This window comes from Streptosporangium sp. NPDC004631 (assembly GCF_053601935.1).
Genome location: NZ_JBSGCR010000043.1, coordinates 24,078 through 38,726 on the forward strand (window position 1 = coordinate 24,078; position 14,649 = coordinate 38,726).

General features: G+C 71.2%; 14 protein-coding genes. 11 read left to right on the top strand and 3 right to left on the bottom strand.

Features of this window, described 5'->3' with window-relative positions; translation table 11 throughout:
* Positions 1-910 precede the first annotated feature (910 nt).
* The 5 genes from ACWEF2_RS29210 to ACWEF2_RS29230 all read left to right on the top strand — a co-directional run bounded on the left by ACWEF2_RS29210 (position 911) and on the right by ACWEF2_RS29230 (position 6,397).
* Positions 911-1,870 carry a 3-oxoacyl-ACP synthase III family protein gene (locus tag ACWEF2_RS29210; protein ID WP_453819536.1) on the top strand — a complete coding sequence of 320 codons (960 nt, stop codon included), beginning with the start codon at positions 911-913 and terminating at the stop codon, positions 1,868-1,870.
* On the top strand, positions 1,870-2,601 hold the full coding sequence (locus ACWEF2_RS29215; RefSeq protein WP_453819537.1) for a glycosyltransferase: 732 nt from the start codon (positions 1,870-1,872) through the stop codon (positions 2,599-2,601). The genes ACWEF2_RS29210 and ACWEF2_RS29215 overlap by 1 nt, the downstream gene beginning before the upstream one ends.
* Positions 2,598-3,719 carry a cytochrome P450 gene (locus tag ACWEF2_RS29220; RefSeq protein WP_453819538.1) on the top strand — a complete coding sequence of 374 codons (1,122 nt, stop codon included), beginning with the start codon at positions 2,598-2,600 and terminating at the stop codon, positions 3,717-3,719. Before ACWEF2_RS29215 ends, ACWEF2_RS29220 begins: the two co-directional genes overlap by 4 nt.
* A complete protein-coding gene (locus ACWEF2_RS29225; RefSeq protein WP_453819539.1) occupies positions 3,716-5,386 on the top strand; it encodes an AMP-binding protein in 1,671 nt (556 codons plus the stop codon). Before ACWEF2_RS29220 ends, ACWEF2_RS29225 begins: the two co-directional genes overlap by 4 nt.
* A 93-nt stretch (positions 5,387-5,479) precedes the next feature.
* Positions 5,480-6,397, top strand: coding sequence for an NAD-dependent epimerase/dehydratase family protein (locus tag ACWEF2_RS29230; protein ID WP_453819540.1), 918 nt, complete (start codon positions 5,480-5,482; stop codon positions 6,395-6,397).
* A 52-nt stretch (positions 6,398-6,449) separates the two neighbouring features.
* Here ACWEF2_RS29230 and ACWEF2_RS29235 read toward each other — a convergent pair whose 3' ends face one another.
* Positions 6,450-7,340: a hypothetical protein gene (locus ACWEF2_RS29235; RefSeq protein WP_453819541.1), complete on the bottom strand. Its 891-nt coding sequence runs from the start codon at positions 7,338-7,340 to the stop codon at positions 6,450-6,452.
* A 232-nt stretch (positions 7,341-7,572) separates the two neighbouring features.
* Between ACWEF2_RS29235 and ACWEF2_RS29240 the strand changes: the two genes are divergently transcribed.
* The 4 genes from ACWEF2_RS29240 (at position 7,573) to ACWEF2_RS29255 (ending at position 11,979) form a co-directional block, all read left to right on the top strand.
* Positions 7,573-8,946: an LCP family protein gene (locus ACWEF2_RS29240; RefSeq protein ID WP_453819542.1), complete on the top strand. Its 1,374-nt coding sequence runs from the start codon at positions 7,573-7,575 to the stop codon at positions 8,944-8,946.
* 257 nt (positions 8,947-9,203) lie between these two features.
* Complete coding sequence (locus ACWEF2_RS29245) at positions 9,204-10,268, top strand: ABC transporter substrate-binding protein (RefSeq protein WP_453819543.1); 1,065 nt, start codon at positions 9,204-9,206, stop codon at positions 10,266-10,268.
* A 30-nt stretch (positions 10,269-10,298) separates the two neighbouring features.
* On the top strand, positions 10,299-11,090 hold the full coding sequence (locus ACWEF2_RS29250; RefSeq protein WP_453819544.1) for an ABC transporter ATP-binding protein: 792 nt from the start codon (positions 10,299-10,301) through the stop codon (positions 11,088-11,090).
* Entirely contained in the window at positions 11,080-11,979 is a 900-nt protein-coding gene (locus ACWEF2_RS29255) for an ABC transporter permease (protein ID WP_453819545.1), read from the top strand. The genes ACWEF2_RS29250 and ACWEF2_RS29255 overlap by 11 nt, the downstream gene beginning before the upstream one ends.
* A 128-nt stretch (positions 11,980-12,107) precedes the next feature.
* Here the strand turns inward: ACWEF2_RS29255 and ACWEF2_RS29260 are convergent, their stop codons facing one another.
* Complete coding sequence (locus tag ACWEF2_RS29260; protein WP_453819546.1) at positions 12,108-12,632, bottom strand: DUF2867 domain-containing protein; 525 nt, start codon at positions 12,630-12,632, stop codon at positions 12,108-12,110.
* Positions 12,616-13,176: a TetR/AcrR family transcriptional regulator gene (locus tag ACWEF2_RS29265; RefSeq protein ID WP_453819547.1), complete on the bottom strand. Its 561-nt coding sequence runs from the start codon at positions 13,174-13,176 to the stop codon at positions 12,616-12,618. Before ACWEF2_RS29265 ends, ACWEF2_RS29260 begins: the two co-directional genes overlap by 17 nt.
* A gap of 130 nt (positions 13,177-13,306) precedes the next feature.
* Here ACWEF2_RS29265 and ACWEF2_RS29270 point away from each other — a divergent pair, with 130 nt between their 5' ends.
* Complete coding sequence (locus ACWEF2_RS29270) at positions 13,307-14,200, top strand: potassium channel family protein (RefSeq protein WP_453819548.1); 894 nt, start codon at positions 13,307-13,309, stop codon at positions 14,198-14,200.
* A gap of 242 nt (positions 14,201-14,442) precedes the next feature.
* Positions 14,443-14,649: nucleotide-binding protein (locus ACWEF2_RS29275; RefSeq protein WP_453819549.1), on the top strand; the 207-nt coding region annotated here is incomplete at its 3' end.

A 14,649-nucleotide genomic window follows, 5' to 3' on the forward strand; every position in this document is an offset into this window, starting at 1 on the left:
GCGACGGCTGAGAGCCATCGGACCGCTGAGCGGTGGGGGGCGGCTGAGGGGCCGGCGAGGGCGTGGGTAACGGGTGAGCCATGAAGGCAACGGACTCCAGCGCGGTCGGCGGAAAACGGTAACTCCGACGAGAAGATTATTTTCAATCTACTCTTTCGTAAAGATGTCTTTCAGGTCGGATATATCGGTCAATTGCACCTTCATAGCCATAGGGGGCCCTTCTCATCCCGTTTTGTGGGCCTGAAGAGTAAACATCGCTCCGATCAAAGGGGTATCGGGCGCGCGGAGCCGCACATAAGGCCTGACCGAGACCGGGTGAGCGCCGGACATCTTCCCTCCGATGGCGCATGAAGGCTCCCGGAAGGGGCCGTGGAGATCTGTGGGGCTGGCGGGTTCAGAGACACCGGGCAGACCTACTTCGGCTGCCGGGAGTCGGTGGAGGCGTGACTCCGGCACCGTTTCTCCTGGATGAATTCGGCCCCCACCATGGCGTTCGCAGAGGGAAGATCCCGGCGAGAACGGCAGGACCACCCGGCCACGCGGATGACCGGGCGGACCCCTGATCGGGAAACATGCCCTGCCCTCCGGAGAGCGCTGGATCCACACCCGCCGAGCCCGCGATTCCCGGGTGGCGGGTGATTCTCGGCGACGACGAGGGCACGTGGCCCGGCGGGAGGAGGCCCGGCAGGCGGCCCCGCGACCCCACGGCGCCCCTCCCCGCCCCCTCCCGCTCCCTTCCCGCATCTCTGGACGCGCCCCGCCCCGCCGGACGCGGACCGCTTCCGCCGGCCGATGGCGGCCGATCACCCCGGCCCCCGTCCGGCCCGTCTCCTGAGCCGACCAGGACAATCGCCCGCCTTTTCGGTACATTTCGCGATATTCAGAAAATTGATGCCAGCTAGGGGGAGCGATGAAAGCCCGGATCACGGGCGTCGCGACGTATCTGCCGCAGCGGACCATGACCAGCGCGGAGGTGGAACGGCGGATTGAGGGATACGTCCCCTACCGAGGTGTCGTCGAACGGCTGACCGGTATCCGGTCGCGGCATGTCGCCGGCGACCACCAGCAGGCGTCCGACCTGGCGGCCGAGGCCGCCCGCGAGCTCGACCACGCGGAGGCCGATCTACTGATCTTCGCCTCCGCCTCGCAGGACATGGTGGAGCCCGCGACCGCGCACATCGTGGCGGCCAAACTCGGGCTGTCGTGCCCGGTGTTCGACGTCAAGAACGCCTGCAACAGCATGCTCAACGGAATCCAGGTGGCCGAGGCGCTGATCCTGTCCGGGGCCCACCGCAAGGTGCTGGTCTGCTCCGGCGAGATCCCGTCACGGGCGATCCGGTGGAAGGTGAGGGACCGGACGGAGTTCGTGAACTCCTTCGCCGGATACACGCTGTCGGACACCGGGGCCGCGGTGCTGATGAGCGCGGACGCGGAACGCGGCATCTTCTACCGCGACTTCTCCGCCGACTCCACGGCATGGGCGATCGGCACCCTGCCGGGCGGCGGCTCCACCCACCCACGCGACCCGGAGTACTCCTACTTCCGGGGCGACGGACGGCGGCTGAAGGAGGCGTTCGAACGGGTCGGCCCGGACCTCTTCCTCAACGCGCTCAAGCGCACCGGCCTGAGCTGGGACGACTTCGCCGTCGTGGCGGTGCACCAGGTGGCGCTGCCGTACCTGCGTTTCCTCGCCACAGTGCTCGACATCCCCGACGACAGGCTGGTGGTCAGCCTCCCCGAGCACGGCAACTGCGCCTCGGCCACGCTGCCCCTCCAGCTCGCGCTGGGCGACTGGAAACCGGGGGACCGGGTGGCGCTCCTCGGCCTGGGCGGCGGGATCAGCACGGGCGTGATGCTGGTGGAGATGTGATGGACCTCTGGGTGATCGTTCCGGCCTACAACGAGGCCGGGGGCATCGAGGCGACCCTCCGGGCGCTGGCCGACCAGGACGACCGCGACTTCACGCTCGTCGTGGTGGACAACGTCAGCACCGACGACACCGCCGAGATCGTCCGGCGGCACGGCGTACAGGTGATCACCGAGTCCCGGAAGGGCACCGGCGCCGCCTCCGACACCGGCATGCGGCACGCTATCGCGCACGGCGCGACCCACCTGGCCAGGACCGACGCCGACTGCCTCCCCCGCCCCGACTGGGTGCGCAACATCCGGCGCGCGTTCGGCGACGGGCTGGAGATGGTCGGCGGCCGGCTGCTGCCCAGGACAGACGAGTTCCCGCTGAAGTTCTGGGAGCGGCGCTTCATCCCGCTCGTGGTGGACGTGGCCGCCGCGTTCGGCCGCTTCAGGCCGAGCAACCGGTCACCGGAGTACCTCGGGCCGTACGTGATGATGCCCGGCGCGACACTGGCCGTCACCGCCTCGCTGTACGAGCGGGCCGGAGGTTTTCCCAGGACCGCGATCGAGGAGACGCACGAGGACCGCGCGCTGGTGAACCGGGTCCGCAAGGTCACCTCCTCGTACGGCTCGCGCCGCGACGTGGTCGTCTTCGGCTCGGTCCGCCGGCTGCGCGCGTACGGCCTGGCGGGCACCCTGGCCTGGTACGCCGACCACCATTACCGGCCCGAAGTGATCGACATCCGGTGAACCACGAGACCCGGCTCCACCTGGCCGCGCACCCCTTCGTCTACCCGCTGATGCGGCTGCTGGCCCGTCTCGGGCCGGTGGTCCGGGTCCCCCGGCTCGGGGTGGTGGTGAACGACGCCGCCACCGCGCGGGCCGTACTGACCGACGAGCGGTTCCGCAAGGACGGCCCCGGATCGCCCGGGGACCTGTGGACGCCGGTGCTCGGCCCCTCGGTGCTGCTCAACATGGAGGGCCCGGGTCATCTGGCACTGCGCCGCAAGCTGATGCCGCTGTTCACCTCGGCGTACGTCTCCGCGCTGGTCGCCGATGTCCTGCGGGAGCCGCTCGACGACCTCTCGGCACGGCTGGGACGGGGTGAGACGGTCGATCTGGTGGACGCCATGCGGGTGATGGCCGGGGCGGTGATCTGCCGGGTGATCGGGCTGGGCGAGATCTCCGAGGCGCGGGCCAGGGAGCTGTTCGCGGACGGGGAGCGGGTCGTCTCGATGGTCTCGCTGCGCTCGCGGCGGCTGACCGGCCGGCAGGTGGCGACCGCCCGGCGCGTGCTGGACGGGATCGGGGACATCGCGCAGGCGGCCTACGAGGCCGGAGACGAGTCCACCGTCATGGGCCGGATGCGGGCGCAGGGCCTGTCCGCGGCCGAGGCCCGGGGCGCGGCCGGAGCCTTCTTCCTGACCGGCACCGAGACGGTCGCCACCTTCGTGCCCCGGCTGATCGCCCTCCTGCACGACCACCGGACGCCGGTGGACGACCTGGACCGGGTGATCGAGGAGGCCATGCGGGTCACCACGCCGACACCGGTGATGCTGCGCTCGGTGGGTTCGCCCGCGCGGGTCGGCCGGGTGCCGGTACGCCCCGGTGACCGGGTGCTGATCGTGACGCACAACTGCGCCCGCGCCTACGGCCCGTTCGACCCGTCGCGCGGGCACCCACCCGAACTGCGCCGGCTCTGGTTCGGGGCCGGTCCGCATTTCTGCATCGGCTATCCGCTGGCCCTCGCCGAGATCCGTGCGGTGACCTCGGTCCTGCTCTCCCACCACGTGCGTGTCGTACGGCGGCGCGCGGCCAGAGGAGTCCTCATCCCCACCTACGAACACCTGTGGATCACCGCGGCATGAACGACGTCATCACCGGGATCATGTCCATCGCCGAGGGGGAGCCGGAGCGGACCGCCATCATCGACGGCCGGGGCCGGGAGATCTCCTACGCCGAGCTGGCCCGCCGGGTGAACGCGGTCCGCGACGCCATGACCGGACGGCTCCGCACGACGACCGCGCGGACCGGCGCGACGACCGGGCAGCCCGATGGGGTGACCGAGCAGCAGAGTGCGGTGACCGAGAAAACCGGCACGGCGACCGCGCGGACCGGCACGGCGACCGGGCAGCCGGACGCGACGGCCACGCGGGCCGACGCGGTGGCCGGACTGTCCGGGGACGGGGTGTTGTTCGCGGTGCGGCCGGGGGTGGACGCGGTGGCGCTCGCGCTGGGGGCGGTGGCCGCCGGCGGGACGCTGGTGCTCGCCGACCCCGGGCTGGCCCCCGAGGTGCTCACCGCCCGCATGGCCGCCACCCGGCCAAGCTGGGTGATCGCCGAGTCCCTGCTCTACACGCTGAGCGGGCCGCTCAAGGGCCTGGCCCGCCGCCGGGGCCTGCTGCTGCCGAACCTTCGCGACCCCCTCCCCGGCCGCCCGGTCCGTCACCTCTACACGGGCCCCTGGCTCCCGGGAGTCCCCCGAGGCGCCCTACGTCTCTCCCGCCTCCTTCACCCCGTCACCGGCCCGGCGGATATGTCCGACGCCAAGGCGCCGGACATATCCGAAATTTCAGCAAATCAGGCAGCGGCGGTGATCTTCACCTCGGGAACCACGGCGCGTCCACGAGGAGTGGTGCACACCCGAGGGTCGCTGGCCGCGGGACTGGAGCTGTTCCGGAGCGCCTTCCCGCTGGGACCCGGCGACATCGTCCACACCGACCAGCTGATGCTGGGACTTCCCGCGCTACTGGCCGGGGCGACCTGGTCGCTGCCGGGGAACGGCGACCTCGCCGACGAGCTGGCCACCAGGAGGGCCACCCACGCCTTCGCCGTCCCCGTGCACCTGGACCGGCTGCTGCGCCGGACGCCCAGGCTGCCGGAGACGCTGCGCTACCTGCTGCTCGGCGCGGCGCCCGCGCCCCCGGCCGTGCTCCGCCGGGCGATGGAGGCCGGACCGGAGGTGCTGTCGGTCTACGCGATGACCGAGGCACTGCCGATCGCGGTCGCCTCCGCCCGGGAGAAGCTCACCCAGGCCGAGGGCGACCTCCTGGGGGCGCCCCTTCCCGGGGTGGGCGTCCGGATCGCCGACGACGGCGAGCTGTTCGTGTCCGGGCCGCACCTCGCCCGGCGTTACCTCGGCGAGGAACCTCTGCGGGAGGTCGCCACCGGCGACCTGGTCCGTCTTGAGGAGGGCCGGCTGGTCCTGCTCGGCCGGAAGAAGGACATGATCCTCCGTGACGGGGTGAACATCTACCCCGGCCTCTACGAACCCGCCGTGGCCGCCCTGCCCGGCGTGGCCGAGGCCGCGATCGTCGGACTCGCCGACCCTGAGACCGGGGACGAGGAGGTCGTGCTGGCCGTCATCCCGGCCGGGGACTACGACGAGGGCCTGCTCAGGAAGGCCCTTCCTGAGATCGTGGACGCCTCGGCCCTGCCCGACCGCATCGAGCCCCTCGACGCCTTCCCCCGTTCCGGCCGCGCCGACAAGCTCGACCGGGCGGCTCTGCGAGAGCTGGTCGCCCGCCGTGCCTGAGCGGTACGGCCACCGGCCCGGCGCCCCGCGGACCCGGCCGGGCGGAGACGCGAACCCGCCCCCCGCGGACTCGGGGAGGAGGGCGAGGGGGCGGTGAGGGTCGGGGTGACGGGGGCGTCGGGGTTTGTGGGCGGGGCGGTCTGCCGCGCGGCCGTACGCGAGGGGTGGACGGTGTCCGCCTTCGGCAGAAGGCCGGCCGTGGAGCCCGGACACGTGGGCGGCGCGCCGTACACGCGCTGGGATCTCCTGGGCGACAGGCCGGAACCGCCGGAGGTGGACGCGGTGATCCACTGCGCCGGGAGCGTCACCGACTGGGGGCCTCCGGAGGAGATCTGGGCGGCCAACGTGGACGGCACCCGCAACGCCGCGGCGGCCTTCCCCCGGGCCAGGTTCGTGCACGTGAGTACGGCCAGCGTCTACGACCCGTTCCGGCCGACCGTCATGGCCGCCGAGGACACGGCCCCGGCCGATCGGTACGTCAACGCCTACGGCGCCTCGAAGGCCGCCGCGGAAAGGGCGCTGGAGAGGGCCGTCGTCCTCAGGCCGCACGCCGTCTACGGCAGGGGGGACACGACCCTGCTCCCCCGGGTTCTCGGAGCGGTGCGCAAGGGCAGGCTCCTGGCCGTGGGGGACGGGCGCCAGCGGATCAGCCTGACCTCGGTGGACAACCTCGTCCAGGCCTGCCTGCTCGCCGCGGCCGGTCCCGTCGGGCACGGCGTCTTCAACGTCACGGACGCCGAACCCGTCGTCCTCGACGACGCCCTGCGGGCGATCCTGAAGGAGCGCGGCATCGACGCCGAGCCGTACTATCTGCCCCTCTCGCTCGTGGAGCCGCTTGCCGTCGCCGCCGAGGCGGCGTTCCGGCTCCTCCGGCGGGCGGATCCGCCCCGGCTCACCCGTTACGCGGTGGGGCACCTGGCCGTGGAACGGACCCTGGACATCACCGCCGCCCGCGACCGGCTCGGCTACCGTCCGGCCGCGACCTCGTTCGCGGGCGCCGCACGGTGGTGACGCACCGCCAAGCGGACCGGTGACGCGCCGTTCCGGTGAGCCGGGCGACGCGTCAGATCCGCGTCCCCGCTGCGGGCCCCGTACCGGCCGGGCCGGGGCGGGAGGCCCGTCTGCGGCGCAGGAGAAAGACCGTCCCCGCCAGGATCAGGCCGGCCGCGAAGATCAAGCGCATGCCACCGCGGAGGAAACCCGTCAGCGCGTGGAAGATCGCGGTCAGAGCGTCGGCCTGTACCCCTCCGCCGTCGAGGGTGGGCAGGTAGACGCCGCGGGCGACGGCCAGGGCCACGGCGAGCACGGCCATGCCGGCGGCCAGGCCGAGTCCGGCGCCGATCAGGGCGATCTCCCGGTTCCTCGCCAGGAGCACCCCCGCCGCGAGCAGGACCACCGACAGGATCGGCAGGACCCGCTTCAGCCTGGTCAGCCAGGCGTAGACGGTCTGTGCCCTCTCCAGTTCCGCCGAGGAGAACAGCTCGACCATGGGGTGCAGGTCGGGAAGGCGTGCGGCGACCGGCAGTCCGGCGTCCACCAGCCCCCGCCTGGCCAGCTCGTACACCGGGGCGAGATCGAGGGTGACGGTCCCGCCCCGCGCGAAAAGCAGGGGGCTGCCCTCGCCGGAGAGGATCGCGGAGACCTGCCGGTGCGCCACCCGGTTGACGCGCACCCAGACCGCGGGGAAGTCCTCACCGCCGACGACCGCGTCCACGGCCCCGCGTACCGAGGCGTCGGAGACGGAGAGGTCCAGTTTCCGCAGCGGCCGCATGATCGCGGCGGTGATCCGCTCCGTGACGGCGTTCTGGACGGCCTGGTCTCCGGCCAGCGGGGCCACCGTCTCGACGTAGCGATCGGTGTTGCCGATCTCCTCCGTCACCCAGAATCCGACCAGGGCGAGCGGCGCCGAAACGCAGCCGAGCACGATGAGGATCACGCTGATCGTTCTTCGCACAGGGTCTCCCTCGCAGCCTTACCTGGGAATCCCCCTCTCCGCCGGGTAAAACCCGGCAGGTGTCCTTCTTGACGGTGATTTGGGGGTCGGTAACCCCCGGAACCGTCGGACATCCACGCACTGAATCTTGACTCAGGCTTCTCAGCGCGTCGTGAGGGTACATAGTCCATTCACCCGAAAACCGTTACTAATCTGCAACATGGGGGGTCTACGGACAGGAGATGTTGAGCAGATGGCAGGTAACAGGAGTCGTCTGAGCGTCAGGTCGGGCCTGGCGCTCACACTGGGATCAGCCGTGCTGTGGGGCCTGGCGCATCTGTGGGTGGGCCGGCGGGCGACGGGTGCCGTGCTGATGGGCGTCTACGCGATCATCGTCACCGCGATCACGGTCGCCCTCGTCACCGCGCGGCCGGAACTGCTCTCCCTGGCCGTGCAGCCCATCTGGCTCTGGACCCTCGCGCTGGGCGCGCTGCTCTTCGCCGCCGTCACGGTGGCCGTGGTCATCCGCTCCTACCAGCTGGTCCGGCCGGAGTCGCCGACCGCTCCGGCCCGCTACCTGTCGGCCGTCGCGGTCGGGCTGCTCTGCGCGTTGATCGTGGCCCCGATGGCCTACGCGGCCCGGCTGGCCTACCTCTCCCAGAGCATGGTGACCTCCGTCTTCGCCGAGAGCGCCATCCCGATCCCGGTGGACCCGTGGAAGGGCCGCGAGCGGCTCAACATCCTGCTGATCGGCGCGGACGCGGCGGCCGGCCGGCCCGGGGTGCGCACCGACAGCATGACCGTGGCCAGCGTCGACACCAGGACCGGCGCGACCATCCTGTTCAGCCTGCCCAGGAACCTGGAGAACGTCCCGATGCCGCCCGGTCCGGCCCACGACCGCTTCCCCTACGGCTTCAAGGGCGAGCCTCCGTACACGCCGGGCATGCTCAACGAGGTCTTCCAGTACGCCGAGGACTACCCGGCCATGGTCCCCGGCGCCGCCAAGGGCCGGCGCGGCCCGGCGCTGCTGAAGAGGACGATCAGCGACTTCACCGGGCTCGACGTGACCCACTACGTGATGGTCGACATGTTCGGCTTCGCGAAGATCATCGACGCGATGGGCGGGGTGCGGCTCACCGTCAAGGACCCCATCGTGTACGGCAGGCAGAACGAGGGCCTGATCCAGCCGGGCACCCGCAGGCTGTCGGGTGAGGAGGCGCTCTGGTTCGGCAGGGCTCGCACCTACAGCGACGACTACGTCCGGATGGGCCGGCAGAAGTGCCTGATGAACGCCGTCACCAAGCAGGCCGATCCGGTGACGGTGCTCAAGAGCTTCGAGAGGCTGACCGACGCCGCGAAGAACGCGGTCTCCACCGACATTCCGCAGGAGTTGCTGCCGAACCTGATCGAGCTGTCGGAGAAGGTGAAGAGCTCCAAGATCAGAAGCTTCCAGTTCGTCCCGCCGCTGATCGACACCGGCAACCCCGACTACGACCTGATCAAGCGCAAGGTCGGCGCCGTACTGGCGAGGTCGGCCGGCGCGTCCTCCGCCACCTCCGGCTCCTCGGGCAACGCCCACCGGCACAGCGCGGACAGGCCCGCCAGCCTGGACGCCATCTGCGGCTGACGCCCCGCGGCCGGCCACGGCCGGCCTCATCGAGCCCCCCACCGAGTCCCCCCCGCTGAGCCCCCCTCACGTCACCGTCGAGCATCCACCGGGCACCCGTCCGCCCGATCGATCCCCGAGATGGTCACCGAGGCCGCACGGAAGAGTACGAAGCGGTAACGGTGCCTCCCACTGCGGACTTTCCGGCTTGACACACACCCTCGCCGAGCCCTTATATGCACCTAACCGACTTATTAAGTAGGAATTAGGGAGTAGGCATGAACGCTCGCGGGGTTCGCGGGGTGGTGGCGGCGCTGGCCGTACTGACGCTCACGACCTTGGCAACCGCCTGCGGGAGCTCGGGAACGCCGGGGACCACGGCCTCCGGCGGCGGGGACGGCCTCGCGGAGGTCCGGCTCGGATACTTCCCGAACATCACCCACTCCACGGCGCTGGTCGGCGTCGAAAAGGGCCTGTTCGCCAAGCACCTCGGCGGCACCAAGCTCACCACCAGCACCTTCAACGCGGGGCCGGCCGCGATCGAGGCGGTCTTCTCCGGCGCCGTCGACGCCACCTACATCGGCCCCAACCCGGCCGTCAACGCCTGGGCCAAGTCGAAGGGCAGGGCAATCAAGATCATTGCCGGTGCGGCCTCCGGGGGCGTCTACCTGGTCGTCAAGCCCGGGATCAACGGCGCCGAGGACCTCAGGGGCAAGAAGATCGCCACGCCGCAGCTCGGCAACACCCAGGACGTGGCCCTGCGCCACTGGCTGCGGGAGAAGGGTCTGCGGACCGACACCAAGGGCGGCGGCGACGTGCACATCGTCCCCCAGGAGAACTCCCAGACCCTGCAGACCTTCGCCACCGGCGACATCGACGGCGCCTGGGTGCCCGAGCCGTTCGCCAGCCGCCTGGTCCTGGAGGGCAAGGGCAGGATCCTCGTCGACGAGCGCGACCTCTGGCCCGGCAGGCAGTTCGTGATCACTCACCTGATCGTCCGCCAGGAGTTCGCCGCCGAGCACCCGGAGGCGGTCAAGCAGCTTCTCGAAGGCCACGTCGAGGCCAACGCCGCCATCAACGCCGACCCGGCCGACGCCGCCAGGACCGTGAACGCCGCGCTGGAGAGGTTGAGCGGCAAGCCGCTCAAGCAGGAGGTCCTGGACAGCGCGTTCAAGAACATCACCTTCACCAACGACCCGATCGCCGCCTCACTGATCGGCAGCGCGGACCACGCGGTCAAGGTCGGGCTGCTGGAGCCGGTCGACCTGAACGGCATCTACGACCTGAGGTCCCTCAACGAGATCCTCAAGGCCGGCGGCCAGGCAGAGGTAGCCGACAGATAACCGCCCGGCCGACAACCACCAGGAGGGCACATGACGACTCCGCTCACGGAGCGGGCGGCCGGCCGGACCGAGGGCGACGGGCCCGCGGTCCGGCTGGACGGCGTCTCCAAGATCTACGGCCAGGGCAGGGACGGGCTGCCGGCTCTCGACAACGTCTCACTCTCCGTCCGGCCGGGCGAGTTCGTCAGCCTGCTCGGCGCGTCCGGCTGCGGCAAGAGCACGCTGCTCTCGCTGGTCGCCGGGCTGGACAGGCCGACCACCGGCCGGATCGACACCCAGGGCCGGAAGATCGCCATGATGTTCCAGGAACCGGCGCTGTTCCCGTGGCTCACCGTCTCGGCCAACGTCGAGATGGCCCTGCGGGTACAGGGCGTGGCCAGAAAGGAGCGGCGGGACAGGGCCGCGGAGTTCCTGGAGATCGTCCACCTGGGCGGCTTCGGCGCCAAGCGCCCGCACGAGCTGTCCGGCGGTATGCGCCAGCGGGTCTCCCTGGCCCGCGCGCTCGCCCAGGACGCCGACGTGCTGCTGATGGACGAGCCGTTCGGCGCGCTGGACGCGATGACCCGCGACCTGCTCCACGACGAGCTCGAACGGATCTGGCAGAAGCGCGGGCTCAGCGTGCTGTTCGTCACACACAACGTCCGCGAGGCCGTACGGCTCGGCGACCGGGTGGTCCTGCTGAGCAGCCGGCCGGGCCGGGTGGCCGAGGAGTTCCCGGTCGGGATCGACCGCCCCCGCGTCATCGACTCACCCCGGGTCGCCACGCTCGCCGCCGCCATCACCGACCGGCTGCGTCAAGAGGTGCTCCGCCATGGCCGTTGAGCAGGCGTCCCCCGCTGGCTCCCCCACCGACTCCTCGGACCTCCACGCCCGGCGGCTCGCCGGTCTGGACGCCCTCGAACTGGGCGGGAGCGGGAGCGTTGGACGGGCCGGGCGCGTCTGGGGCCGTGTCTGGCCGATGGTCGTGGCCGTCGGCATCGTGCTGGCGATCTGGCAGGTCGTGGTGTGGAGCGGACGCTGGCCCGAGTACGTCTTCGCCGGCCCCGCCGAGACCTTCGGCAAGCTCGGCGAGCGCCTGTCCACCCCCGAATACTGGCAGGCCGTCGCGGTGACGATGCGCCGCGCGGTCACCGGTTTCGCCGTGTCGGTGCTGGTCGGGCTGGCCGTCGGCGCCCTGGTGTCCCGGGTCGGGGTGCTCAGGGCCGCCTTCGGCTCGCTCATCACCGGCCTGCAGACCATGCCGTCGATCGCCTGGTTCCCGCTGGCCATCCTGCTGTTCGGGCTGACCGAGAGCGCGATCACCTTCGTGGTCATCCTCGGCGCCGCGCCGTCCATCGCGAACGGCCTGATCACCGGGGTGGACTACACCTCGCCGATCCTGCTGCGCGCGGGTCACGTGCTCGGCTTCCGCCGCCTGCAGCTGTACCGGCACGTGATCCTGCCCGCGTCGCTGCCGTCGTTCCTCGCCGGGCTCAAGCAGGGCTGGGCCTTCGCCTGGCGCTCGCTGATGGCCGGTGAGCTGGTGGTCATCATCGCCCACCAGTCCTCGCTGGGCGAGCGGCTCTACTACGACCGCGAGCTCGCCGACTCGGCGGGCCTGCTCGCCACGATGATCGTGATCCTGATCATCGGCATCGGCGTCGACCTGCTGTTCGAGACCGCCGACACCACCCTGCGCCGCCGCTGGGGTCTGGAGCAGGTGCGCAACTGACCGGCATGCGGTCCCGAGCTCTCCCGGCGGGCCGGCCACCCCGGGGCCGCCGGCCCGCCGGCCGACGTGTGGAGCGCGCTGCGCGCGCACGAGGAGGCCCCGCTCAGCGAGATCACCCCCGCCCGCGTTCACGAGGGACGCGCTCCCCCGACCCCCGCCCTCGCCATGCTCAGGACCACCAGGTGGTGGAAGGGCCGGATGACGGTGAAGTAGACCGGACCGGTCCAGCGGTGATATCTCACGATCGTGACGACGTGGAAGCGTCCGGGCTCGGCCACCACCGCGAGGTAGGCGGTGAGATGCGACTCGGTGACGCCCGCCACGAGGAAACGGTCCTCCTCGGCGTCGACCACGGTGAAGAACGAGGCCCTGTCTCCGGGGGTGAACGAGATGTCCTCTGGCCGGATCCCCGAGGCGGACGGCACGCCCTCCTGCCGCATGCCGAGCAGCCGCACGAACACGGCCCGGATCCGGTAGAGGAATCGCACCCAGCCCGGCTGCCAGGAGAGGAGCCCGCACAGGAACCGTCTGAGGGGAAGGTCCCCCTCGACGGTCTTGACGTCCACGTGGTCGGCGCCCTCGACCAGCGCGCGGAGCCGGGGCAGGCCGTCGGTCAGGGTGCGGAGCCGGGAGGGCTCAGCGCTTCGCGGCATGGTCGCTCCCGGCCGGAGGGTAGGGACGCAGGGCGAGGTCGTAGACGGTGCGGAGTTCCCCGGCCGTCGGCGGAGGGACCAGGTGGCCCGCGCCGACGAGGATCAGATAGAGCAGGAGCGCCATGGTGCCGGGGTCCTCACCGCCGCGCCGCTCCCACAGGGCTCGCAGATAGTCGATCCTGCGCCGGTCCACCCGCTCCTGTACGGCACGGGCCTGGTCGTCCTGCTGCGCCCACGCCCGCACGGCCACCTCCAGGCCGGGTGGGGCGACGGCCCGGGTGACCAGGTCGAGCAGGTTCTCCAGCCGGACCGCGGCCGGGACCGGCGCGCCGGACTCCACCGTGTCGATGAACGCCGTGGTGAACCGGGCCTCGAAGTGGTCGAGCAGCGCGACCCGGTAGGCCGGCATTCCCCGGAAGTGGTGGTAGAAGGACCCCTTGGTCAGCGCGAGCCGCTCACACAGCAGCTCGATGGTCAGCGCCGGAACCCCCTGGGCGGCCAGAATCGCGAGCCCCTCGTCCAGCCAGTCCTGTTCTGTCGCCACGCCCCTACCATGCCATACGGTTTGGTATGTCGCTATATCCTGATCGCCGGAACCCGGCGGCGACGTTCCGCGCGACCCCCGTTCCCTCCACAGACGCCCGCCACCACTTCGCCCGGCGCCCGTAACTACCATGTCCGTTACGGGCAGGCATCGAGATGAGGGGGAGGCCCCGGCGGCGGGCGAACCGCCCCGTCGGGGAGGTGTCCCCACGCGGCCGTCCCACCCCGAGAGCGTCCCCTCCCGGCTGCGGCGCTGGGAGGGCGCGAGCGAGATTCCGCTGATCCTCGCCTCCCTGGCCTTCCTGGCCGCCTTCGCGGCGCTGGTGCTGGCACCCGGCCTCCCCCACCCGTGGGCCGCGGTGTGCCGGGCGGTCCTGCTGGGCACCTGGACGCTGTTCGCCGTCGACGTCGTCGTACGGCTGGCGCTCACCCCCGACCGCCGGGCGTTCCTGCGGGGCAACTGGCTGGCGCTGGTGATCCTGGCTGTGCCCACCCTCTGCCCGCTCCGGGCGGTGAGCATGATCAGCAGAGCGTCGATCCGGCGCCGGCGGGGCAGGCTGGAGTTCCAGGCGCAGGTCGCGGCCTACGCGGGGCTCACCGCCCTGCTGTTCGGGCTCACCTCGGCCCTCGCCGTACTGCATGTGGAGCGCGGCGCGCCGGGGGCGACCATCCACAGCTTCGGTGACGCCGCGTGGTGGGCGATCAGCACGATCGCCACCGTGGGCTACGGCGACGTCTATCCGGTCACCGCCAGGGGCCGATGGATCGGCGGGGTGCTCATGCTGGGCGGCATCGGCCTGCTGGGCGTGGTCACCGCCTCCTTCGCCTCCTGGTTCACCACCCGCTTCCACGACCTGGGCGACCCGGGCGATCCGCGAAAGGAGGACGAGGCGCGGAGCGCCGAGACCCTCCGGCTGCCGCGCGACGCGCCGGAGGGGCCGCGCGGCCCGCGCCGACCGGCGGAAGGCCCTGAGCCCGGCGACACCGGCCACGGTCGGCGGCAGGCAGACGATCCGGGCCGCTGACCGTGCCCGGGGCCGGCGTCACCACGAAAATCCCGGCGGGAGGCGACCCGGAGAATCCTCCGGATTTATCCACCACAATCGCCCAAAACATCACTATTAATCAGAAAAGCATCAATATCAGTCAGACCATCGCCCGCCCCTCACTCTCCGCAGCCATAACCGGCCCACGCGAGGCTCGGCCGTGGCATGATAATCACTCTCAGGTCTTGCAATGATTTTCATAATCAGATTGGATCATCGTCGTGAGGGTGGCATTCGTTGGTAAGGGCGGTAGTGGCAAGACGACTCTGTCGGCGCTGTTCGCCAGATACACCGCGCGTCGTGGCGGGCCGGTGGTCGCGATCGACGCCGATATCAACCAGCATCTGGGCATGGCGCTGGGCGTGGCGCCGGAGGCGCTGCCCCGGCCGATGGGCGCGCACCTGACCGAGATCAAGGAGTGGCTGCGC

Coding starts and splice junctions, on each gene's coding strand:
- ACWEF2_RS29210 (WP_453819536.1), top strand. CDS start 911: ATGAAAGCCCGGATCACGGGCGTCGCGACGTATCTGCCGCAGCGGACC.
- ACWEF2_RS29215 (WP_453819537.1), top strand. CDS start 1,870: ATGGACCTCTGGGTGATCGTTCCGGCCTACAACGAGGCCGGGGGCATC.
- ACWEF2_RS29225 (WP_453819539.1), top strand. CDS start 3,716: ATGAACGACGTCATCACCGGGATCATGTCCATCGCCGAGGGGGAGCCG.
- ACWEF2_RS29240 (WP_453819542.1), top strand. CDS start 7,573: ATGGCAGGTAACAGGAGTCGTCTGAGCGTCAGGTCGGGCCTGGCGCTC.
- ACWEF2_RS29245 (WP_453819543.1), top strand. CDS start 9,204: ATGAACGCTCGCGGGGTTCGCGGGGTGGTGGCGGCGCTGGCCGTACTG.
- ACWEF2_RS29250 (WP_453819544.1), top strand. CDS start 10,299: ATGACGACTCCGCTCACGGAGCGGGCGGCCGGCCGGACCGAGGGCGAC.
- ACWEF2_RS29255 (WP_453819545.1), top strand. CDS start 11,080: ATGGCCGTTGAGCAGGCGTCCCCCGCTGGCTCCCCCACCGACTCCTCG.
- ACWEF2_RS29260 (WP_453819546.1), bottom strand. CDS start 12,632: ATGCCGCGAAGCGCTGAGCCCTCCCGGCTCCGCACCCTGACCGACGGC.
- ACWEF2_RS29270 (WP_453819548.1), top strand. CDS start 13,307: ATGTCCGTTACGGGCAGGCATCGAGATGAGGGGGAGGCCCCGGCGGCG.